This window comes from Pseudomonas sp. S07E 245 (assembly GCF_019599025.1).
Taxonomy (GTDB): Bacteria; Pseudomonadota; Gammaproteobacteria; order Pseudomonadales; family Pseudomonadaceae; genus Aquipseudomonas; species Aquipseudomonas shirazensis.
Map to the genome: position 1 here is coordinate 3,616,039 of NZ_CP080625.1, position 20,950 is coordinate 3,636,988.

Here is a 20,950-nt window from a genome sequence, read left to right on the forward strand (position 1 = left end):
CTGGCTTGACCAAAATGCTACGTGCGAGGTCTGGAGGCCCCGTGGTTGCTGGGCGCGAGTGGTTTACGCCGGCAGGCAGCCATCTACAGCAGCGTTCAGCCTCGATTAAGCGATTAATTGCTATGATCGCGCCATTCAATCACGAACAGCCAGCATGCCAGACCCAGCACCCTGCCCGGCCCGCGCCCTGCCAGACAGCTTTTTCGACCGCGATGCCCAGACCCTGGCCAAGGCGCTGCTGGGCAAAGTCATTCGCCACCGTCAGGGCGACCTGTGGCTGGCTGCGCGGATCATCGAAACCGAAGCCTATTACCTGACCGACAAGGGCAGCCACGCCTCGCTGGGCTATACCGAAAAGCGCAAGGCGCTGTTTCTCGACGGCGGGCACATCTATATGTACTACGCCCGCGGCGGCGATTCGCTGAACTTCAGTGCCCACGGCCCGGGCAATGCGGTGCTGATCAAGTCAGCCTACCCGTTCACCGACGCGCTCTCGGACGCCAACAGCCTGGCCCGGATGCAACTGAATAACCCCGATGCCAGCGGCCAGTTGCGCCCACCCGAGCGCCTTTGCGCCGGGCAGACCCTGCTCTGCCGCGCGCTGGGCCTGAAGGTGCCGCACTGGGACGGCCAGCGTTTCGATCCGCAGGCGCTGTATGTCGAGGATTGTGCGCTGGCAGTGCCGCAGATCATCCAGTGCGCTCGCCTGGGCATTCCCCATGGCCGCGACGAGCACCTGCCGTACCGCTTCGTCGATGCTCAATTCGCCCGTTTCTGCACACGGAACCCGCTGCGTCGGGGCCAAGTCGAAGGCCGGGACTACTCAACTCTCGTACAAGGAAGCTGACCATGGGCCAATGGCTCGACAGCCTGACCGGCTGGCTCAGCGCCAATCCACAATGGCTTGGCGTGGCAATCTTCGTGGTGGCCTGTGTCGAATGCCTGGCGATTGCCGGGATCATCGTGCCGGGCACGGTATTGCTGTTTGCCGTTGCGGTGCTGGCCGGCAGTGGCGCATTCACCCTGGGCGAAACACTGCTGCTGGGCTTTGCCGGCGGCTTGCTCGGGGATGCGATGTCCTATGCCATCGGCAAGTATTTCCACCAGAACATCCGGCGCTTGCCGCTGATCCGCCATCACCCGGAGTGGATCGGCCGCGCCGAGACCTACTTCCAGCGCTATGGCATCGCCAGCCTGCTGGTGGGGCGCTTTATCGGGCCGTTGCGGCCGATGCTGCCGATGGTCGCCGGCATGTTCGACATGCCGTTGCCGCGCTTCATTGCGGTGAGCCTGGTGGCCGGCGCCGGCTGGTCGGTGGCTTATCTGCTGCCTGGCTGGGCGACCGGCGCGGCGATGCGCCTGCCGCTGCCGGAAGGCTTCTGGCTGGATGCAGGGATCATCGCCGGCACCTTGGCCGTGTTGATCGGCCTGAGCCTGAGCAGCAGCATTCGCGACCAGCGCCACGGGACCCGGCTGATCGCCGGGATGAGTTTTCTGGCGTTGGCCGGGGTGTTTCTCGGCTGGCCGTTCCTGCATGAGTTCGATCAGGGCGTGATGACTCTGGTGCAGGAGCACCGCAGCCAGGCGTTCGACGGCATCGTGGTGATCGTCACCCGCCTGGGCGACTTCCGCACTCAACTGTTCCTCGGCGGCTTGCTGACCGGCCTGCTGTTGCTGGCCCGGCAATGGCGCCATGCGGTCTTCGCCGGCAGCGCCCTGATGGGCACCGCGATTGCCAATGGTACGCTGAAATGGCTGTTTGCCCGAGCCCGACCAGAAGTGCTCAGCGACCCGCTAACCACTTACAGCATGCCCAGCGGGCACAGTTCGGCCTCGTTTGCGTTCTTCCTGGTGATGGCGGTACTGGCCGGCCGCGGGCAACCGCCGCGGATGCGCCTGACCTGGATCATGCTCGGCTGCATCCCGGCGCTGTCCATCGCCCTGTCGCGGGTCTACCTGGGCGCGCACTGGCCTACCGATATCCTTGCCGGGGCCCTGCTGGCCTGCTGTATCTGCGCCCTCAGCCTGACCCTGGTGCAGTGGCGCCAGCCTTTGACGGCGCTACCGCTGCGGGTGTGGTGGCTGATCCTCCCGGCGTGCGTGGCATTGCTGGCGTTTTTTGCCCTGTACGCCCTGCCCCACGCACTACTGCGCTATCAGTACTGAGTGTGAAGGAGCGCCTGGCCAGGCGCTCCTGATCAGGCAAACAGCTCGCCTTGCATGCGCTCGAGCAGCGATTGAATCGCGGCCAGGCGCTGCTGCGGCGAGTCCATCGCCAGCAGCTCGAGCTTGTCTTCTTCGATAAACGGCAGCAGGTAGGCCAACTGGTTGGCCAACGCCTGGCGCCCCTCGGCGCGCGGCATATCCAGCGCCGCGACCATTGGATGCTCACCCAGGGCCAGCAGCAGCGCCACCAGGTCATCATCTTCCTCGCTCAAGGCGCTGTCGGCGCTGTCGGCCAGCCAGTTCACCTCGGCCAGCAGCAGTTGGTCTTTCTGCACGTTGGTCTGGCCGACCTCGAAGCGGCGCACGCCCTCGACGCGAATGCCCAGCAGGCCGTTGTCCTGCTGTTCGAAGTCGCGGATCAGCGCTTCGCAGCCAATCGGCGCAACGCCCATTGGCGCCTTGCCGACCTGCTCGCCCTCGAGGATGCACACCACGCCAAAGCCAGCGCCCTGCTTCATGCAGCGGCCGATCATGTCCAGGTAACGCGCCTCGAAGATCTGCAGATCGAGCATGCACCCGGGAAACAGCACGGTGTTGAGCGGAAACAGCGGTAGCGTCATGTTCAATCCTCAAGCCACCAGGCTAACCGCCAACGGCAGGAATACCGCCGTGGCCACCCCCATCAAACTCATCGCCAGCGCCGCAAAGGCGCCGCATTCGTCACTTTCCTGCAGGGCCACCGAGGTGCCTACCGCATGTGCGGTAATCCCCAGCGACATTCCCCGCGCCTCGGCGCTGTGCACACCACAACGGCTGAGCAGCGCCGGGCCGAAAATCGCCCCGATCACCCCGGTGATCAACACGAACACCGCCGCCAGCGCGGCCACGCCGCCGATCTGCTCGGCCACCAGCATGGCAATCGGCGAGGTCACCGACTTGGGCGCCATGGTCATCAGGATCATGTGCTCGGCACCGAACCACCAACCCAGCAGCACACAGGCACCAGTGGCGAACACCCCTCCGATTACCAGCGTAGTAAAGGTGGGCCAGAACAACTGGCGAATCCGCCGCAGGTTCAGATACAGCGGCACCGCCAGCGCGACCGTGGCCGGGCCAAGCAGGATATTCATGATCTCGGTGCTCTTGCGGTACTCGCTGTAATCGATGCCGCACAGCAGCAGGATAGTAATCACCACCACCATCGAGACCAGCACCGGCTGCAAAAAGATCCAACGGGTCTTCTCGAAGGCCGCCAGCACCAACTGGTAAGCACCCAGGGTGATGCCGATGCCAAACAGCGGATGGTGCACTACGGCATCCAGTGCGCCTTGCCAATCGAGGATCATGGGTGCTCCTCCGGCTTGCTCTGGCGCTGGATCAGCTTCTGCATCAAGACGCCGACGAATACCAGGGTCAGCAGGCAAGACAGCACCAACGCGCCGACGATGGCCCAGAAGTCAGCAGCAATGTCTTTGGCATAGACCATCACCCCAACGGCAGGCGGCACCAGCAGCAACGGCAGGTAACGCAACAGGCTGGAGGCCGCTTCGTTCAACGGTTTGCCGACTTCGCCGCGGGCGATGAGAAATACCAGCAGCAGCAACAGGCCGATGATCGGCCCAGGCAGAATCGGCACCAGCAGGTGATTGAGTGCCGTACCCAGCAACTGAAACAACACCAGCCAGGTCAATCCACGCAACAGCATAAGCTTCTCCTTGGGGCATGGCGGCCATTATAAACACGCGTGGCCGGGCGCGTGGCCAGCACATGGTTGCTTGACCGCGCGCTGCCAACATGATGATCTTGCACGCGCGTACCACTTGAGCAGACACGACAACCTGGAGAGTCACGATGCCCTATGTACCTGTTGCAGCGCTTTCGCAGTATGTTGGTAAGGAACTGGGACGTTCCGCCTGGCTGACCATCGATCAGCAACGCATCAACCTGTTCGCCGAAGCCACTGGCGATTTCCAGTTCATCCACGTCGACCCGGAACAAGCCAGCAAGACTCCGTTCGGCTGCACCATCGCCCATGGCTTTCTGACCCTGTCGCTGATCCCCAAGCTGATGGAAGACATCCTCGTGCTGCCCGAGGGCATGAAGATGATCGTCAACTATGGCCTGGACAGCGTGCGCTTCATCCAGCCAGTCAAGGTCGACAGCAATGTCCGTCTCAAGGTCGAGCTGAAGGAAGCGACCGAGAAAAAGCCTGGCCAGTGGCTGCTGAAGATCCTCGCTACCCTGGAAATCGAAGGCGAAGACAAGCCGGCTTATATCGCCGAGCCGTTGACCCTGTGTTTCGTCTGAGCCACTGACGGGGCTGCCACGCGGCCCTGCGATTGCCGGCTGGGCACTGTCTCAGCCCACGCATTGTGCGGCATACTCGGCACATCTATCGCCGAGATCCGCCATGCGTGTACTGCTGCCCCTCGCCCTCACCGTTCTGCTTGCTGCCTGTGGCGATGGCGAACCACTGTCGCCGCCAGACGCCCGCCTGCCTGACGGTGGCCGCTACCGTGGCCAGGTGGTCAATGGCCTGCTGCAGGGCGAGGGCCGCATCGACTACCCCAATGGCAGTTGGTACGCCGGCACCTTCGCCAACGGCCAGTGGCATGGCCAGGGCGAATGGCATGGCAGCAACGGCGAGGTCTACCGCGGCCAGTTCGCCAGCGGCCTGTTCGAGGGCCTGGGCGAGCTGACCACGCCCGGCAGCCACTACTCAGGCACATTCAAGCATGGCCGGCGCGACGGTGAAGGCACCCTCAAGCAGAACGATCAGGTCTACCGTGGCCAGTTCAAGGACGACCAGTACCATGGCGCCGGCGAGCTCAAGTTGACCGACGGCAGCCAGTACCAGGGCCTGTTCGCCAAGGGCCAGCCGAACGGCGCCGGGGTGCGCAGCGATGCCAGCGGCAATCAGTTCAGTGGCTACTTCGTCGATGGCCAGCTGCAAGGCAGCGGCACTTACGACAGCGCCGATGGCGAGCAGTACATCGGCGAGTTCAAGGACAACCGCCTGCAAGGCCGCGGCCGCTTCGAAAACGCCGACGGCGACGTCTGGATCGGTGAGTTCAGCGATGGCTCGCTGGACGGCCAGGGCGAGCTGCTGGGCAGCGATGGCAGCCGCTACAAGGGCGGCTTTCGCAACTGGCGGTTCTCGGGCGAAGGCCGCCTGCACCTGGCGGACGGCAGCCAGTACATCGGCGGTTTTGCCGACGACGCCTACCAGGGCCATGGCCGCCTGATCCACGCCGACGGCCGCATCGAGGGCGGCTACTGGGTCAAGGGCGTGCGTGTGCGCGACGAACAGAGCAAGCTGCTGCCCGACCCGCTCGACCTGGCCCTGCTCAATCAGGGCAAGCTGCTCAAGGATGCGCTGGCCCAGGTGCCGCCATCCAAGGCGCCGATCCAGCTGTACAGCCTGGTGCTGGCCGGCGATGGCCAGCAAAGTGTGTTCATGCGTGAAGCCGACTATGTCAGCAACATGCTCAAGGTACGCTTTGGTGCCAGCGGCCAGATCACCCTGGTCAACCACCGCGATCACCTGGCCGATCGGCCAATGGCCACCCGCCAGAACCTCACCCGCGCCGCCACAACCCTGGCCGAGCGCAGCGGCCCGGAAGACCTGATCTTCATCTACCTCACCAGCCACGGCAGCGCCGATCACCAGCTGGTGCTCGACCAGCCGCGCCTGCAACTGGCCGATCTCTCCGCCGATGAGCTGGCCAGCGCCCTCGCGCCGCTCAAAGACCGCGACAAGGTGGTGGTGATCTCGGCCTGCTACTCCGGCGGTTATATCCCGCCACTGAAAGATGAGCGGACCCTGATCATGACCGCCGCGCGACCGGACCGGGTGTCATTTGGCTGTTCGGAAGAGGCCGACTTCACCTATTTCGGCGACGCCCTGTTCGCTGAAGCCCTGAACCAGACCGACGATTTGAAACAGGCGTTTGAACTGGCGCGCGCCAGCGTTGCCGAACGGGAACGTAGGGAAGGTTTCGAGGCCTCTGAACCGCAGCTGTGGGCGCCGCCCGCAGTACTAGCACACTGGCAACGGCTGCGCCAGCAGCAGGCCGAAGAAGCCTTGCGCAATGAAGCTCAGACAGCCGTACCGCCGCAGGCAAAACCACCTGCTAGGCGCTAAGCTGTGTGTAACAAGGGAGAGACATCATGTACTTGACGCCTCAGCATGTCCTGATCGCCGGCGCAACTGGCCTGACAGGTGAACACCTGCTTGACCGGCTGCTCAATGAACCCACCATCAGCCGCGTGCTGGCGCCAACGCGCCGGCCGCTGGCAGAGCATCCACACCTGGAAAACCCGGTCGGCGACCCTGCGGTGTTTCTGCCGCAACTGGGCGGCCGAGTCGATATCGCCTTCTGCTGCCTGGGCACTACCATCAAGCAGGCGGGCTCGGAGTCGGCGTTTCGCGCTGTCGATCTGGACATGGTGGTGGCCTTCAGCAAACGTGCGCGGGAAATGGGTGCACGCCATCTGCTGGTGGTAAGCGCCATTGGCGCAGACCCCAATTCATCGGTGTTCTACAACCGGGTCAAAGGCGAAATGGAAGAGGCGCTGAAAGCGCAGGACTGGCCGCAGCTGACCATCGTGCGGCCATCGCTGTTGCTCGGTGAGCGGATTGAACCGCGCCTCGCCGAGCGCCTGGCCGCGCCGATTGCCCGGCTGCTGCCTGGCAAGTACGGTGGCATCGAGGCGTGTACCCTGGCCCGGGCATTGTGGCGCCTGGCGCTGGAAGAAGAAGACGGTATCCGCGTGATCGAGTCGGACGAACTGCGCAAACTGGGTAAAAACTAAGCAATTGCCGGGGGCTGCCCCGGCAATCTCACAGCCCACCTGATGCGTTGAAGCCCACGCCAAGTGCAGTCAGCAACGACAGCGGCAGCAACAGGGTATCGAGCAGCGCGCTGCCGGGCAGGTCCAGCGCCGGATAAGCCGGGGCTTGCGCTCCAAAGCGATCCGCAGGGCAGCAGCCACCCTTCATCACATACCAATCCAGACGGGTGCCGGCGTATACCACCGGCGCCCCAGGCTTGTTCGCATCCAGCGTACGCACGGTGGCGCAGCCGCCCAGCGAAGTCGCGATCAGCAAGACCAGCAACGTCCGCCTCAATCATCGACCCCATAGTGATGCTCCCCCCAGCGCGGCAGCATGTCCTGAGGGATGTTCAGCAGGTTGAGAATCCGCGCTACGACAAAGTCGACCAGGTCATCGATGGTCTGCGGCTGATGGTAGAACCCAGGCGCGGCAGGCAGAATCACCGCGCCCATCTGCGACAGCTTGAGCATGTTCTCCAGGTGAATGGTCGAGAACGGCGCCTCACGCGGCACCAGGATGAGCTGGCGGCGCTCCTTCAAAGTGACGTCGGCGGCACGCTCGATAAGGTTGTTGCAGGCACCTGTGGCAATCGCCGACAAGCTCCCGGTCGAGCACGGCACCACGACCATGGCCGCAGGCGCGCCGGAGCCGGACGCAACCGGCGACATCCAGTCTTCCTTGCCGTACACGCGAATCTGCCCGGCGGCAGCGCCGGTGTATTCGGTGAGGAAGGTCTGCATCGCCTGCGCCTTGGGCGGCAGCTGCACATCGGTCTCGGTGGCCATTACCAGCTGGGCGGCCTTCGAGATCAGAAAATGCACCTCGCGGTCTTCCCGTACCAGGCAATCGAGCAGGCGCAGGCCGTATTGCGCGCCGGAGGCGCCGGTCATGGCCAGGGTAATGCGCTGCGGGCCGTTCACTTCAAGGCCTCGGCCAGCTTGCCGTGCAGGCCGCCAAAGCCGCCGTTGCTCATGATCACCACATGGGTCCCGGGGCGCGCCTGGCCCTTGACCCGCTCGATGATCGCCTCAAGGCTGTCGGCGACAATCGCCGGCACTTTGCACTGCGCAGCAGTCGCGGCGAGATCCCAACCGAGGTTGGCCGGGGCATACCAGATCACCTGGTCGGCATCCTTGACGCTCTCGGGCAGGCCGTCGCGGTGCGCACCGAGCTTCATCGAATTGGAACGGGGTTCGATCACGGCGATCACCGGCGCCTCACCGACCTGCTTGCGCAGGCCATCGAGGGTGGTGGCAATCGCGGTCGGGTGGTGAGCGAAGTCATCATAGATGGTCACGCCCTGTACTTCAGCAACCTTCTCCATGCGCCGCTTGACGCTCTTGAAGGCATTCAGTCCGTCGATGGCCATCGCCGGGACGACGCCGACATGACGCGCCGCAGCCAGCGTCGCGAGGGCATTGGCAACGTTGTGCTGGCCAGTCATCGGCCAATTGACGGTGCCCTGCACCACGCCTTCGAACAGCACTTCAAACTGCGAGCCGTCGGCGCTGAGCAGGCGCGCCTGCCACTGCCCGCCAGCACCGGTGGTCTGCACCGGCGTCCAGCAGCCCATGCCGATCACCCGCTCCAGGGCTTGCTCGGTGGTCGGATGAATGACCAGCCCTTCACTCGGGATGGTCCGCACCAGGTGATGGAACTGACGCTCGATGGCGGCCAGGTCGGGGAAGATATCGGCGTGGTCGAACTCAAGGTTGTTGAGGATCGCGGTACGCGGGTGGTAATGGACGAACTTCGAGCGCTTGTCGAAGAAGGCGCTGTCGTATTCGTCGGCTTCGATCACGAAGAACGGCGTATCGCCGAGACGCGCCGACACCGAGAAGTTCTGCGGCACGCCACCAATGAGGAAGCCCGGGCTCATGCCCGCATGCTCCAGCACCCAGGCGAGCATGCTGCTGGTGGTGGTCTTGCCATGGGTGCCGGCGACAGCCAGGACCCAGCGGCCTTGCAGCACATGGTCGGCCAGCCACTGCGGGCCGGAAACATACGGCAGGCCTTTGTTCAGCACATATTCGACTGCCGGGTTGCCACGCGACATGGCGTTGCCGATCACCACCAGATCAGGGGCTGGCTCCAGCTGCGCCGGGTCATAGCCCTGGATCAGCTCGATGCCCTGGGCTTCGAGCTGGGTGCTCATCGGCGGATAGACATTGGCATCGGAGCCGGTGACCCGATGGCCGAGCTCTTTCGCCAGCACGGCCAGGGAGCCCATGAAAGTACCGCAAATACCGAGAATATGAATGTGCATGATCGACCTCGCAAAACGTCGAGGCAGGGTAGCCCAGGGCGCGCCAATTCGCACCCGCTGATTCAGCTTCAACTGACTCGGGTGATGCCGTGTCTGCGCAGTTTGCGATACAGGGTGTTGCGGCTGATGCCCAGGTGGCTGGCGACATGGGTCAGGTGCCAGCGCAGTTGTTCAAGGGTGGCCAACAGCGCTTCGCGCTCGGCATCGGCCAACGGCGCGGCCACGCTGGCATTAGCCGTTGCCGGAGCGGTGCGGGTGATGATCGCCGGCAGGTCAGCCAGACCGATGCGCCGATCGTCACACAGCGCCACCAGCGTACGCAGCACGTTGCGCAGCTGGCGCACGTTACCGGGCCAGGCGAAGGCCAGCAGCGCCTCGCGCGCCGCCGGCGCCAGCTCGAGCGGCTGGCCATCGGCCTCCTGCGCCAGGATGAAGTCGAGCAACTGGCCCTTGTCGCTACGCTCGCGTACTGCCGGCAAGGGCACTTCGAGGCCGTTGAGGCGGTAGTAGAGGTCTTCGCGGAAACTGCCCTGCTCGACCCGCTCGAGCAGATCGCGGTGGGTGGCGCTGATGATGCGCACATCCACGGCCTGCGCCTCGCCGCCGATGGGCACTACCTGGCGTTCTTCCAGCACGCGCAGCAGGCGCGTCTGCAAGGCCAGCGGCATGTCGCCGATCTCGTCCAGCAGCAAGGTGCCGCCATCCGCCTGGAGCAGCTTGCCGCGCATGCCTTCCTTGCGCGCGCCGGTAAAGCTGCCGCCGCGATAACCGAACAGTTCGCTCTCGATCAGGCTCTCCGGGATCGACGCGCAGTTGATCGCCACAAACGGCTTGTGCCGGCGCTGGCTGGCCTGGTGCACCGCCTGGGCAAAGGCCTCCTTGCCGCAGCCGGTTTCACCACGCAGCAGCAACGGCACATCGCGCTCGAACACGCGCAGGGCGCGGCCAAAGTCGGTTTGCAGGGCCGGGTCGAGCAGGCAGATCTGCGCTGCTGGCGCCACCACCGGCAAGGGCTGCGCGGCGGGCACGGCCCAGGCCGCTACCGGTGCCTGCCCGCGCAGGCTGGCATAGACCTGACGGCCATCGCGGGTGTGCAGGGGCCAGGCGGTACTGCCCTGCGGCGTCGCGCGGCCGAGCAACTCGTCGAGGTTGCAGGCAAAGAACATATCGATCGGTTTGCCCAGCACGCCACTGCGAATGCTGCCCAGCAGGTTCAGCGCGCTCTGGTTGGCCGCGCTGATCCGGCCATCGCCATCAAAGGCAAGCAAGCCTTCACTGAACAGCCCGACCGACTCTGCCTGCAGGTGAAAACGCAGCAGCCATTGGTGCTGGTAGTGGCGCAGGAAGTAGCAACTCTCGATCATCTTCGCCGACAGGTTGACCAGCGCCATGGTGTGGAACTGGCTCTGACGCGACACGTCGGCCCGCGCCGAGGACACGTCGAGCACCGCCAGCAGTTCGCCGTGCGGGTCGAATACCGGGCTCGCCGAGCAGGTCAGGCCGGTGTGGCGGCCACGAAAGTGTTCATTCTGATGAATGGTCAGCGCCTGGCGCTCGACCAGGCAGGTGCCGATGCCGTTGGTGCCCTCGCTGGCTTCGCTCCAGTCCGCCCCCAGCCACAGCCCGGCGCGCTCGAAGATACGCCGCTCGGTGGGCGCCGTGACGCAGTTGAGGATCACCCCGTGGGCATCGGTGAGCAGCACCGCATGGCCGGCGCCAGAGAGCTGCTGGTGCAGACTGTTCATCTCGCCGTCGGCAATGTGCAGCACCTGGCGCAGGCGCTCGCGGGTCTCCAACAGGCGCCCGTGCTCAAGCACCACCGGCGCCTGGCTGCGCGCAGGATCAAGGTGGTAGTCCTCCAGGCAACGCAGCCACGAACGGGCAATGGAAGGGTCGCTGGCCGGGCCGTTGCCTTCACCGCGGGCGGTGGTCAGGACCTGCTGGGCATGCTGGCTGAACGTGGTGTTCTGCATTTGTTGTTGGACTCCGCAGATACAGTCTGTGGCCAGCATCCTCCACCCGGGAAGCCTTTGCAATGGTGCGCTGGCGTGGCCGACACAGGCTGTACCGCCGACGGTACAAAGTGTCACCCAGAGCGTGCCAGCCCTGGCACAGCGGCTGGCCGTCACGCCCGCAGCACTGGGCCAAGCCCTTGATCTACAAGGCTTGGCAGGCGCTGGCCCGACCTTTGCTCTACGCTTGATAACTCCCTAACAAACATAACTAACCAGGAGAGACACCATGCGTTACGCACATCCCGGTACCGACGGCGCCAAGGTCAACTTCAAGCGTCAGTACGGCAACTTCATCGGTGGCGAGTTCGTAGCTCCGGTCAAAGGTCAATATTTCGAAAACACTTCGCCGGTTAACGGCAAGCTGATCGCTGAATTCCCGCGCTCGACTGCCGAAGACATCGACAAGGCGCTGGACGCCGCCCACGCTGCTGCCGATGCCTGGGGCCGCACTTCGGTACAGGATCGCTCCAACGTACTGCTGAAGATTGCCGACCGTATCGAGCAGAACCTCGAGCTGCTGGCCATCACCGAAACCTGGGACAACGGCAAGCCGATCCGCGAAACCCTCAACGCCGACATCCCGCTGGCGGTCGACCACTTCCGCTACTTCGCAGGCTGCATTCGTGCCCAGGAAGGCGGCGCTGCCGAAATCAATGAAAACACCGTGGCCTATCACATCCACGAACCGCTGGGCGTGGTCGGCCAGATCATCCCGTGGAACTTCCCGATCCTGATGGCCGCGTGGAAGCTCGCCCCGGCCCTGGCTGCCGGCAACTGCGTGGTGCTCAAGCCCGCCGAGCAAACCCCGCTGGGCATCACCGTGCTGGTCGAACTGATCGGCGACCTGCTGCCACCTGGCGTGCTCAACGTGGTGCAGGGCTATGGCCGTGAGGCTGGCGAAGCGCTGGCGACCAGCAAGCGCATTGCCAAGATCGCCTTCACCGGCTCGACCCCAGTCGGTTCGCACATCATGAAATGCGCTGCCGAGAACATCATCCCGTCCACCGTCGAACTGGGCGGCAAGTCGCCGAACATCTACTTCGAAGACGTCATGCAGGCCGAGCCGAGCTTTATCGACAAGGCCGCCGAGGGCATGGTGCTGGCATTCTTCAACCAGGGCGAAGTGTGCACCTGCCCATCGCGGGCGCTGGTCCAGGAGTCGATCTATCCGCAGTTCATGGAAGCGGTGCTGAACAAGGTCAAGCAGATCAAGCGTGGCGACCCGCTGGACACCGAGACCATGATCGGCGCTCAGGCCTCGCAGCAGCAGTTCGAGAAGATTCTCTCCTACCTGGACATCGCCCAGGCCGAAGGCGCCGAGCTGCTCAGCGGCGGCAAGGTGGAAAAACTCGAAGGCGCCCTGGCCACCGGCTATTACATCCAGCCGACCCTGCTCAAGGGCAACAACAAGATGCGCGTGTTCCAGGAAGAAATCTTCGGCCCGGTGGTCAGTGTCACCACCTTCAAGGACGAAGCTGAAGCACTGGCGATTGCCAACGACACCGAGTTCGGCCTCGGCGCCGGGGTCTGGACCCGCGACATCAACCGCGCCTACCGCATGGGCCGTGGCATCAAAGCCGGCCGGGTGTGGACCAACTGCTATCACCTGTACCCGGCGCACGCCGCGTTTGGTGGCTACAAAAAGTCCGGGGTTGGCCGCGAAACGCACAAGATGATGCTCGATCATTATCAGCAGACCAAGAACCTGCTGGTGAGCTACGACATCAATCCGCTGGGCTTCTTCTAAATACGCCCGGGGGCTGCTTTGCAGCCCTTTCGCGACACAAGGCCGCTCCTACAGGCGAGTGTGGGAGCGGGCTTGCCCGCGGAGGGCCGCAAAATGGCGATGACACACCACACCCCCAGAGCAGCAACCGCTCTGGCGCGCTTCATGCAAGACAAATCACCAAGTGGCCGCACTCCCTTCGGCCCCCAAAAAAAATAACTGGTGAATCCAATGCCAAGCGATCATCCCGCCGGTACGCCGGCTACTTCTTCCGTCGATTTCGAAAAGGTCGGCTCCGACTATTTCCAGCAACGCGAACTGAAAAAAGGCGCCGCCGGCTGGGTCCTGCTGGTCGGTCTCGGGGTCGCCTATGTGATCTCCGGTGACTACGCCGGCTGGAACTTCGGCCTGGCCCAAGGCGGCTGGGGCGGCATGTTCCTCGCCACCTTGCTGATGGCGACGATGTACCTGTGCATGTGCTTCTCGCTGGCCGAACTGTCGTCGATGATCCCTACCGCCGGCGGTGGCTACGGCTTTGCCCGCAGTGCGTTCGGCCCGTGGGGCGGTTTTCTCACCGGCACCGCGATCCTGATCGAGTACGCCATTGCCCCCGCGGCGATTGCGGTGTTTATCGGCGCCTACTGCGAGTCGCTGTTCGGCATTGGCGGCTGGATGATCTACCTGGCCTTCTACATCATCTTCATCGGCATCCACATCTTTGGGGTCGGCGAGGCATTGAAGCTGATGTTCATCATCACCGCGGTGGCAGCGATTGCCCTGGTGGTGTTCCTGCTCGGCATGGTGCCCCATTTTGATGCGGCCAACCTGTTTGACATCGCTCCAACCAACGCCGCCGGCGCCAGCAGTTTCCTGCCGTTTGGCTACCTCGGTGTGTGGGCGGCAATCCCCTATGCGATCTGGTTCTTCCTCGCGGTCGAAGGCGTGCCGCTGGCTGCCGAAGAAACCAAGAACCCGAAACGTGACCTGCCGCGTGGCCTGATCGGCGCGATGCTGGTGCTGCTGGCGTTTGCCCTGCTGATTCTGGTGATCGGCCCCGGCGGAGCCGGCTCGGAAGCGCTGAAAGCCTCCGGCAACCCGCTGGTTGAAGCCCTGTCGAAAGCCTACGGCGGTTCGACCTGGATGGGCGGCTTCGTCAACCTGGTCGGCCTGGCCGGTTTGATCGCCAGCTTCTTCTCTATCATCTATGCCTACTCCCGGCAGATCTTCGCCCTGTCGCGCGCCGGCTACCTGCCGCGCAAGTTGTCGCAGACCAACAAGAGCAAGGCGCCGGTGCTGGCCCTGATCATCCCGGGCATCATCGGTTTCGCGCTGTCGCTGACCGGTCAAGGTGATCTGCTGATTCTGGTCGCGGTTTTCGGCGCGACGCTGTCGTATGTATTGATGATGGCGGCGCACATCACTCTGCGTATCCGCCGGCCGAAAATGGACCGCCCGTACCGCACCCCAGGCGGCATCTTCACCTCGGGCGTGGCGCTGGTGCTGGCCTGCGTGGCGGTGATTGCCGGGTTCCTGGTCGATCCGCGAGTGGTAATTGGCGCTGCGGTGATCTATGCAGTATTGATTGCCTACTTTGCGTTCTACAGCCGTCACCACCTGGTAGCGGGCACACCGGAAGAAGAGTTCGCTGCGATCCAGAAGGCCGAAGAGGCCTTGCACTGATTGCCGCTATGCGCCGCAGGCCCTGCCTGCGGCGCTCTGGAGAGTCTGTATGGCAAGTTTCGTACACACGGTAGGCAATCTGGTCTACCGCTTCGACAGTCTCAAGGAAGTCATGGCCAAGGCCAGCCCGGCCCGCTCCGGTGACTTCCTCGCCGGAGTCGCCGCTGAAAATGACGGCGAACGCGTCGCCGCGCAGATGGCCCTGGCCAATATCCCCCTCACGCACTTTTTAAGCGAAGCGCTGATCCCCTACGAAGAGGACGAAGTTACCCGACTGATCATCGACAGCCACGACGCTGAGGCCTTCGCCCCGGTCAGCCACCTGACCGTCGGCGGCCTGCGCGACTGGCTGCTCGGCGAGCAGGCCGATGAAGACAGCCTGCGCGCCCTCGCCCCTGGCCTGACCCCGGAAATGGCCGCGGCGGTGTCGAAGATCATGCGGGTACAGGACTTGATCCTGGTCGCGCAGAAGATCCGCGTAGTCACTCAGTTTCGCGGCACCATGGGTTTGCGCGGACGCCTGTCGACCCGCCTGCAGCCCAACCATCCGACCGATGAGCCAGCCGGGATCGCCGCGAGCATTCTCGACGGCCTGCTGTACGGCAACGGCGATGCGATGATCGGCATCAACCCGGCCACCGACAGCATTTCGTCGATCTGCGCCATGCTGGAAATGCTCGATGCGATCATCCAGCGCTACCAGATCCCGACCCAGGCCTGCGTGCTGACCCACGTCACCACCTCGATCGAGGCGATCAACCGCGGCGTGCCGCTGGACCTGGTGTTCCAGTCGATCGCCGGCAGCGAAGCGGCCAACGCCAGCTTTGGCATCAACCTCAATGTCTTGCAGGAAGGCTATGACGCGGGCCTGTCGCTCAAGCGTGGCACCGTCGGGCAGAACCTGATGTATTTCGAGACCGGCCAGGGCAGCGCGCTGTCGGCCAACGCCCACCATGGCGTCGACCAGCAAACCTGCGAAACCCGCGCCTACGCCGTGGCGCGCCACTTCAAGCCGTTTCTGGTCAATACCGTGGTCGGTTTCATCGGCCCGGAGTACTTGTACAACGGCAAGCAGATCATCCGTGCCGGCCTCGAAGACCACTTCTGCGGCAAGCTGCTCGGTGTGCCGATGGGTTGCGACATCTGCTACACCAACCACGCCGAAGCCGATCAGGACGACATGGACACCCTGTTGACCCTGCTGGGGGTCGCCGGGATCAACTTCATCATGGGCATCCCCGGTTCCGACGACATCATGCTCAACTACCAGACCACCTCGTTCCACGACGCCCTCTACGCGCGCCAGACCCTTGGCCTCAAGCCCGGGCCGGAATTCGAAGCCTGGCTGAAGCGCACCGGCATCTTCACCCAGGCCGATGGCCGCATTCGCTTTGGCGACAACCTGCCGCCCGCTTTCCGCCAGGCCTTGGCGCAGCTCGCATAGGGATGACCATGGATCAGCACACACCAACCACCGACAACCCCTGGCTGGCCCTGCGCAGCCTGACTCCGGCGCGCATCGCCCTGGGCCGCAGCGGCATCAGTCTGCCGACCAGCGCCCAGCTGGATTTCCAGTTCGCCCACGCCCAGGCCCGCGATGCCGTGCACCTGCCGTTCGACCACGCCGGGCTGCGCAGTCAGCTCAGCGACCGCGGCCGCGAAAGCCTGCTGCTGCACAGCGCCGCCAGTGATCGCGACCAGTACCTGCAGCGCCCTGACCTGGGTCGACGGTTGAATGAAGCCTCGGTCGAACAACTGCGCGAGCACGTAAAGGCCAACCCCGGAGGGGTCGATCTGGCTATCGTCGTGGCCGATGGCCTTTCTGCGCTGGCGGTGCATCGGCATACCCTGCCGTTTCTCAGCCGCTTCGAAGAGCAGGCCGCAGCCGATGGCTGGAGCAGCGCACCGGTGGTGCTGGTCGAACAAGGCCGCGTCGCGGTCGCCGACGAGGTCGGCCAGCTGCTCGGTGCACGCATGACGGTCATGCTGATCGGCGAACGACCGGGGCTGAGCTCGCCCGACAGCCTGGGCCTGTACTTCACCTTCGCGCCCAAGGTCGGCCTGACCGATGCCTATCGCAACTGCATCTCCAACGTGCGTTTAGAGGGGTTGAGCTACGGCATGGCCGCGCATCGCCTGTTGTATCTGATGCGCGAAGCGTGTCGGCGCCAGCTGTCGGGCGTGAACCTCAAAGACGAAGCCGAGGTACTGAGCCTCGACTCGTCAGACCCCAGCGCAAAACGCGGTAACTTTTTGCTCGGCGAACAGTAGTTATCACTGCTGGCGGCTGGATTGCGCTTCGCGCCTGCTTTGGGGCAGCATGGGCGCGAACGTTGTCGGCAACCTGTCGTTTGCCTAAATGGACTCTGAGGGCCGTACATGCGCATCATCAAGGCAACCCTGGCACATCTCGACCTGCTCAACCCATTGTTCGTCAAATACCGCGAGTACTACGGGCAACTGCCCTACCCGGACAGCTCACGCAGCTTTCTCGAAAAGCGCCTGCGGCTGGAGGAGTCGGTGATCTATCTGGCCTTCGCCGATGACGATGTCGACGACAGCAAGCTGCTGGGCTTCTGCCAGCTGTATCCAAGCTTCTCGTCGCTGTCGCTCAAGCGTGTGTGGATCCTCAATGACATCTATGTCGCCGAAGATGCCCGGCGAATGCTGGTAGCCGACCACCTGATGCGTGAAGCAAAGAAGATGGCCAAGGAAACCAACGCCGTGCGCATGCGCGTATCGACCAGCACCGACAATCAGGTCGCCATGAAAACCTACGAGTCTATGGGCTTTCGCGAGGACACCGAGTTCAAGAACTACACCCTGCCGATCAACTCGGATTGATCGCGCTGTGGCAGCGGCGTGCAGCCGCTGCTGCAGACACCAGCGCCACGGCCTTTGCCGCCGGCCGGTAATCCGCCGCTACAATCTCCCCGGGCACGATCCCAGCTTGTCCGTATAATCCCTTTTTTACATGTGTGAAAGTTTACCTACGCTCACGCATGCGTAGCCGATTTCCGTCTTTGCGCGCCCGTTGTCGCGGGTCAAGAACACAGGTGCTGTACATGGATTTCAACCCGCTTGACCTCATCCTGCATCTCGATGCCTACCTTGATCTGCTGGTGAACAACTACGGCCCGTGGATCTACGCCATTCTCTTCGCGGTGATCTTCTGCGAAACCGGGCTGGTGGTGATGCCATTCCTGCCGGGCGACTCGCTGCTGTTCATTGCCGGTGCAGTGGCCGCCGGTGGTGGCATGGACCCGGTGCTGCTGGCCGGCCTGTTGATGGCCGCAGCGATCCTCGGCGACAGCACCAACTACGTGATAGGCCGCACGGCCGGTGAACGCTTGTTCAACAAGCCCAACTCGAAGATCTTCCGCCGCGACTACCTGCAGCGGACCCATGATTTCTACGACAAGCATGGCGGCAAGACCGTGACCCTGGCGCGCTTCCTGCCGATCCTGCGCACCTTTGCGCCGTTTGTCGCCGGCATCGCCCATATGCACTACCCGCGTTTCCTGACTTTCAGCGTGGCCGGTTCGCTGCTCTGGGTCGGCGGCTTGGTCACCCTGGGCTACTTCTTCGGCAACGTGCCGTTCATCAAGCAGCACCTGTCGCTGATGGTGGTGGTGATCATCGTCCTGTCGCTGGTGCCGATGCTGCTCGGCCTGCTGCGTGGCCGCTTCGGTCGCGCGGCCAAGGCGCACTGATCGGCACATGTGGTCGTTACGCGCCTGGCGGCGCCGGCGCACCCTGGCGCGCTACCCAATCGATGCGCAGTTGTGGCAGGCCGTGCGCCAGCGCCTGCCGGTGCTCGATGGCATAACCGCCGAGGATGACCACTGGCTGCGTGAGGCCTGCGTGCTGTTTCTGCATGCCAAACACCTGACCTGCCTGCCCGGGGTCGAACTGGATGACGAGCAGCGCCTGCTGCTCGCCGCCCAGGCGCAACTGCCGTTGCTGCACTTGGGGGATCTTGACTGGTATCAGGGTTTTCACGAGATCATCCTCTACCCCGACGACTTCAAAAGCCCCCAGCGCCACCGCGATGCCAGCGGCGTCGAGCACGTCTATGACAGCGAGCACAGCGGCGAAGCCTGGCAACAGGGGCCGGTCATTCTGGCAATGGACGGGGTACTCGCCGGTGGCGGCTGGGAGGCCTACAACCTGGTGATCCACGAGCTGGCACACAAGCTCGACATGCTCAATGGCGATGCCAACGGCCTGCCGCCACTGCACCACGGCATGCACGTCGGCGACTGGTCGGCTGCGATGCAGAGCGCCTACGACGACCTCAACCGCCAGCTTGATGCCAACCCGGATGCCGAGACCGCAATTGACCCGTATGCCGCGGAGAATCCTGCAGAGTTTTTCGCCGTCACCAGCGAATACTTCTTTAGTGGGCCTGACCTGCTACAACAGGCATATCCGCAGGTCTATCAGCAATTGGTCCAGTTCTACCGGCAGGACCCGCTGGCCCGCCTGACCCGGCTGCAGGCCGAAGATCCGCAGTATTGCGCCAGTCAGCCCTGAGCTGGCCACACATCAGGCAGGGCGTGGCGTGCACTGGCGGAATATGCCTATAATCGCCGCCAATTTTCTGAACAGACACGGGGGCCCTGCCCAATGAGCTACAGCAAGATTCCGGCTGGCAAAGACCTGCCGAACGACATCTACGTCGCCATCGAAATCCCGGCTAACCACGCCCCGATCAAATACGAGATCGACAAGGACAGCGACACCCTGTTCGTCGACCGTTTCATGGCCACCCCGATGTTCTACCCGGCCAACTACGGCTTCATCCCCAACACCCTGGCCGACGACGGTGATCCGCTCGACGTGCTGGTCGTGACTCCGTACCCGGTAGCGCCAGGCTCGGTCATCCGCGCCCGTCCGGTCGGCGTGCTGAACATGACCGACGATGGCGGCGGCGACGCCAAGGTCATCGCTGTCCCGCACGACAAGCTGTCGCAGCTGTACGTCGACGTCAAAGAGTACACCGACCTGCCAGCGCTGCTGATCCAGCAGATCGAGCACTTCTTCGCGAACTACAAAGATCTCGAGAAGGGCAAATGGGTCAAGATCGAAGGCTGGGCCGGCGCCGATGCCGCTCGTGAAGCGATCACCAAATCGGTTGCTGCCTACAAGGGCTGAGCCGAACAAGTCTGAGCGGTGATGCCGTTCAGACCATGTGTCTAGGGGCGCTTTGCGCCCCTTTTCATGCCTGCTCTTCCCTGCTGCAGACTCCCTCGCACAAAATCCGTCCTAGGATCCTTCCTACAAACCCTCTGTTTTCCCACAACAAAATCAAACCCTCAGTTCATTTTCCTGCCGCTCTGCCCCCGTTAAACTTCGCCCATGACGACATCCGGCGACCGCCTCAAGGCACTCCTGCAAGAATGCGACCTGACCCCTTCCGATTTCGCCGCCCAGCGTTGCGTTACCCCCCAGCACGTCAACAATTGGTTCAAACGCGGTGTGCCTCTGGCACGCATGGATGAAATGGCCGATCTGTTCTGCGTGCACCGGCGCTGGCTGATGAACGGCGTAGGGCCCAAATACCACAGCGCCATCCTGCGCCAGAGCGGCGTCTGCGCCGAGGCAGTGCACCAACCCACCTCGCTGCTCGACCTGGACGGCCGGCTGCTGCGGATCTCCCTGTACCGGCTGCACGGCAACCAGCTGTCACCTGACATGCAGGGCCACCTGACACTGCCGGCACAGTCCCTGGAAACCCTCGGCGTGTTCCCTCAGCGAGCGATCTGCATGCTCATGCCCGCCGGCAACATGGCGCCGATGATCCCGCAGGACGCGATCATTGCCATCGACCGCGGCAGCACCCACGTAGTCGATGGCCAAACCTATGCCCTGCTGCACAACGGCCAGCTCAAGGTGCACTGTCTCAGCCTCGAGCACGACGACACCCTATGCCTGCACAGCCATGACCAGCGTAACTACGCGGTCGAGCGCTACACCTTCGCGCAACGTCAGGAGCAAGGGCTGGAAATCATCGGCTGGGTATTCCACTGGTCATATTTCAACCAGCGGGCCAGCTCCTGAAATACCCCGTGCAATTTTTTGCTGGGCATCGGCTGCCAGCCCTAGTATGCTTCGGCCCACATTACGCCCCACACCGGCCCAGGCCGCGTTGCAGAGGGCTCGGCGACGCCTGACACAGCCGTCTGCCTTCTTTTCATGGCCCTTGAGGTCATACCGTTTAAGGCGGTTGCGGCTTACCAAAAATGAGCCAAGATCGT

The 20,950-nt window shown here is 63.5% G+C and carries 21 protein-coding genes; 14 read left to right on the forward strand and 7 right to left on the reverse strand.

Annotated elements, in window-relative coordinates:
• Positions 1–154: 154 nt before the first annotated feature.
• Both K3F44_RS16570 and K3F44_RS16575 read left to right on the forward strand, forming a co-directional pair.
• Positions 155–847, forward strand: a complete 693-nt coding sequence (locus K3F44_RS16570) for a DNA-3-methyladenine glycosylase (RefSeq protein WP_101322271.1) — start codon at positions 155–157, stop codon at positions 845–847.
• 2 nt (positions 848–849) lie between these two features.
• Entirely contained in the window at positions 850–2,166 is a 1,317-nt protein-coding gene (locus tag K3F44_RS16575) for a bifunctional DedA family/phosphatase PAP2 family protein (RefSeq protein WP_150570977.1), read from the forward strand.
• Between the two features lie 32 nt (positions 2,167–2,198).
• Here K3F44_RS16575 and K3F44_RS16580 read toward each other — a convergent pair whose 3' ends face one another.
• Genes K3F44_RS16580 through K3F44_RS16590 form a run of 3 tightly spaced genes read right to left on the reverse strand, consistent with a single transcriptional unit; the run spans position 2,199 to position 3,871 of the window.
• Entirely contained in the window at positions 2,199–2,786 is a 588-nt protein-coding gene (locus K3F44_RS16580; RefSeq protein WP_101322273.1) for an LON peptidase substrate-binding domain-containing protein, read from the reverse strand.
• Between the two features lie 9 nt (positions 2,787–2,795).
• Positions 2,796–3,512 carry an LrgB family protein gene (locus K3F44_RS16585; protein ID WP_101322274.1) on the reverse strand — a complete coding sequence of 239 codons (717 nt, stop codon included), beginning with the start codon at positions 3,510–3,512 and terminating at the stop codon, positions 2,796–2,798.
• Complete coding sequence (locus K3F44_RS16590; RefSeq protein WP_101322275.1) at positions 3,509–3,871, reverse strand: CidA/LrgA family protein; 363 nt, start codon at positions 3,869–3,871, stop codon at positions 3,509–3,511. Before K3F44_RS16590 ends, K3F44_RS16585 begins: the two co-directional genes overlap by 4 nt.
• 146 nt (positions 3,872–4,017) lie before the next feature.
• On the opposite strand from K3F44_RS16590, the gene K3F44_RS16595 reads away from it, so the two are divergent.
• The 3 genes from K3F44_RS16595 (at position 4,018) to K3F44_RS16605 (ending at position 6,981) form a co-directional block, all read left to right on the forward strand.
• Entirely contained in the window at positions 4,018–4,473 is a 456-nt protein-coding gene (locus K3F44_RS16595; protein WP_150570978.1) for a MaoC family dehydratase, read from the forward strand.
• Between the two features lie 103 nt (positions 4,474–4,576).
• Positions 4,577–6,310 carry a C13 family peptidase gene (locus K3F44_RS16600; protein ID WP_150570979.1) on the forward strand — a complete coding sequence of 578 codons (1,734 nt, stop codon included), beginning with the start codon at positions 4,577–4,579 and terminating at the stop codon, positions 6,308–6,310.
• A gap of 26 nt (positions 6,311–6,336) precedes the next feature.
• On the forward strand, positions 6,337–6,981 hold the full coding sequence (locus tag K3F44_RS16605) for an oxidoreductase (protein ID WP_220632614.1): 645 nt from the start codon (positions 6,337–6,339) through the stop codon (positions 6,979–6,981).
• A 28-nt stretch (positions 6,982–7,009) separates the two neighbouring features.
• Here the strand turns inward: K3F44_RS16605 and K3F44_RS16610 are convergent, their stop codons facing one another.
• From K3F44_RS16610 to K3F44_RS16625, 4 genes are all read right to left on the reverse strand, one after another.
• Positions 7,010–7,297 (reverse strand): YceK/YidQ family lipoprotein, encoded by a 288-nt coding sequence (locus tag K3F44_RS16610; RefSeq protein WP_220632615.1) that lies wholly within the window; start codon positions 7,295–7,297, stop codon positions 7,010–7,012.
• Entirely contained in the window at positions 7,294–7,923 is a 630-nt protein-coding gene (ubiX, locus tag K3F44_RS16615) for a flavin prenyltransferase UbiX (RefSeq protein ID WP_101322280.1), read from the reverse strand. The genes K3F44_RS16610 and ubiX overlap by 4 nt, the downstream gene beginning before the upstream one ends.
• Positions 7,920–9,269 (reverse strand): UDP-N-acetylmuramate:L-alanyl-gamma-D-glutamyl-meso-diaminopimelate ligase, encoded by a 1,350-nt coding sequence (gene mpl / locus K3F44_RS16620; RefSeq protein WP_150570980.1) that lies wholly within the window; start codon positions 9,267–9,269, stop codon positions 7,920–7,922. The genes ubiX and mpl overlap by 4 nt, the downstream gene beginning before the upstream one ends.
• 68 nt (positions 9,270–9,337) lie before the next feature.
• Positions 9,338–11,242 (reverse strand): sigma-54-dependent Fis family transcriptional regulator, encoded by a 1,905-nt coding sequence (locus K3F44_RS16625; RefSeq protein ID WP_150570981.1) that lies wholly within the window; start codon positions 11,240–11,242, stop codon positions 9,338–9,340.
• 268 nt (positions 11,243–11,510) lie between these two features.
• On the opposite strand from K3F44_RS16625, the gene K3F44_RS16630 reads away from it, so the two are divergent.
• From K3F44_RS16630 to K3F44_RS16670, 9 genes are all read left to right on the forward strand, one after another.
• Entirely contained in the window at positions 11,511–13,031 is a 1,521-nt protein-coding gene (locus K3F44_RS16630) for an aldehyde dehydrogenase family protein (RefSeq protein ID WP_101322283.1), read from the forward strand.
• Between the two features lie 210 nt (positions 13,032–13,241).
• Complete coding sequence (eat, locus tag K3F44_RS16635) at positions 13,242–14,690, forward strand: ethanolamine permease (protein WP_101322284.1); 1,449 nt, start codon at positions 13,242–13,244, stop codon at positions 14,688–14,690.
• Positions 14,691–14,739: 49 nt separating this feature from the next.
• Entirely contained in the window at positions 14,740–16,134 is a 1,395-nt protein-coding gene (locus tag K3F44_RS16640; RefSeq protein WP_220632616.1) for an ethanolamine ammonia-lyase subunit EutB, read from the forward strand.
• A gap of 8 nt (positions 16,135–16,142) precedes the next feature.
• Positions 16,143–16,961: an ethanolamine ammonia-lyase subunit EutC gene (gene eutC / locus K3F44_RS16645; protein ID WP_150570983.1), complete on the forward strand. Its 819-nt coding sequence runs from the start codon at positions 16,143–16,145 to the stop codon at positions 16,959–16,961.
• A 108-nt stretch (positions 16,962–17,069) separates the two neighbouring features.
• A complete protein-coding gene (locus K3F44_RS16650; protein ID WP_101322286.1) occupies positions 17,070–17,534 on the forward strand; it encodes an N-acetyltransferase in 465 nt (154 codons plus the stop codon).
• Between the two features lie 221 nt (positions 17,535–17,755).
• The gene (locus tag K3F44_RS16655) at positions 17,756–18,403 is read left to right on the forward strand and encodes a DedA family protein (RefSeq protein WP_101322287.1); all 648 of its coding nucleotides are present in this window, start codon (positions 17,756–17,758) and stop codon (positions 18,401–18,403) included.
• Between the two features lie 7 nt (positions 18,404–18,410).
• Entirely contained in the window at positions 18,411–19,226 is an 816-nt protein-coding gene (locus tag K3F44_RS16660; protein WP_220632617.1) for a zinc-dependent peptidase, read from the forward strand.
• A gap of 93 nt (positions 19,227–19,319) precedes the next feature.
• Positions 19,320–19,847, forward strand: a complete 528-nt coding sequence (ppa, locus tag K3F44_RS16665; RefSeq protein ID WP_101322289.1) for an inorganic diphosphatase — start codon at positions 19,320–19,322, stop codon at positions 19,845–19,847.
• A gap of 204 nt (positions 19,848–20,051) precedes the next feature.
• A complete protein-coding gene (locus tag K3F44_RS16670) occupies positions 20,052–20,753 on the forward strand; it encodes an XRE family transcriptional regulator (protein ID WP_188036735.1) in 702 nt (233 codons plus the stop codon).
• Positions 20,754–20,950: the final 197 nt, after the last annotated feature.

What these genes read in the sequence shown, in the direction of transcription:
- K3F44_RS16570 (WP_101322271.1), top strand. Translation starts at nt 155, where the DNA reads ATGCCAGACCCAGCACCCTGCCCGGCCCGCGCCCTGCCAGACAGCTTT.
- K3F44_RS16575 (WP_150570977.1), top strand. Translation starts at nt 850, where the DNA reads ATGGGCCAATGGCTCGACAGCCTGACCGGCTGGCTCAGCGCCAATCCA.
- K3F44_RS16580 (WP_101322273.1), bottom strand. Translation starts at nt 2,786, where the DNA reads ATGACGCTACCGCTGTTTCCGCTCAACACCGTGCTGTTTCCCGGGTGC.
- K3F44_RS16585 (WP_101322274.1), bottom strand. Translation starts at nt 3,512, where the DNA reads ATGATCCTCGATTGGCAAGGCGCACTGGATGCCGTAGTGCACCATCCG.
- K3F44_RS16590 (WP_101322275.1), bottom strand. Translation starts at nt 3,871, where the DNA reads ATGCTGTTGCGTGGATTGACCTGGCTGGTGTTGTTTCAGTTGCTGGGT.
- K3F44_RS16595 (WP_150570978.1), top strand. Translation starts at nt 4,018, where the DNA reads ATGCCCTATGTACCTGTTGCAGCGCTTTCGCAGTATGTTGGTAAGGAA.
- K3F44_RS16600 (WP_150570979.1), top strand. Translation starts at nt 4,577, where the DNA reads ATGCGTGTACTGCTGCCCCTCGCCCTCACCGTTCTGCTTGCTGCCTGT.
- K3F44_RS16605 (WP_220632614.1), top strand. Translation starts at nt 6,337, where the DNA reads ATGTACTTGACGCCTCAGCATGTCCTGATCGCCGGCGCAACTGGCCTG.
- mpl (WP_150570980.1), bottom strand. Translation starts at nt 9,269, where the DNA reads ATGCACATTCATATTCTCGGTATTTGCGGTACTTTCATGGGCTCCCTG.
- K3F44_RS16625 (WP_150570981.1), bottom strand. Translation starts at nt 11,242, where the DNA reads ATGCAGAACACCACGTTCAGCCAGCATGCCCAGCAGGTCCTGACCACC.
- K3F44_RS16630 (WP_101322283.1), top strand. Translation starts at nt 11,511, where the DNA reads ATGCGTTACGCACATCCCGGTACCGACGGCGCCAAGGTCAACTTCAAG.
- eat (WP_101322284.1), top strand. Translation starts at nt 13,242, where the DNA reads ATGCCAAGCGATCATCCCGCCGGTACGCCGGCTACTTCTTCCGTCGAT.
- K3F44_RS16640 (WP_220632616.1), top strand. Translation starts at nt 14,740, where the DNA reads ATGGCAAGTTTCGTACACACGGTAGGCAATCTGGTCTACCGCTTCGAC.
- eutC (WP_150570983.1), top strand. Translation starts at nt 16,143, where the DNA reads ATGGATCAGCACACACCAACCACCGACAACCCCTGGCTGGCCCTGCGC.
- K3F44_RS16650 (WP_101322286.1), top strand. Translation starts at nt 17,070, where the DNA reads ATGCGCATCATCAAGGCAACCCTGGCACATCTCGACCTGCTCAACCCA.
- K3F44_RS16655 (WP_101322287.1), top strand. Translation starts at nt 17,756, where the DNA reads ATGGATTTCAACCCGCTTGACCTCATCCTGCATCTCGATGCCTACCTT.
- K3F44_RS16660 (WP_220632617.1), top strand. Translation starts at nt 18,411, where the DNA reads ATGTGGTCGTTACGCGCCTGGCGGCGCCGGCGCACCCTGGCGCGCTAC.
- ppa (WP_101322289.1), top strand. Translation starts at nt 19,320, where the DNA reads ATGAGCTACAGCAAGATTCCGGCTGGCAAAGACCTGCCGAACGACATC.
- K3F44_RS16670 (WP_188036735.1), top strand. Translation starts at nt 20,052, where the DNA reads ATGACGACATCCGGCGACCGCCTCAAGGCACTCCTGCAAGAATGCGAC.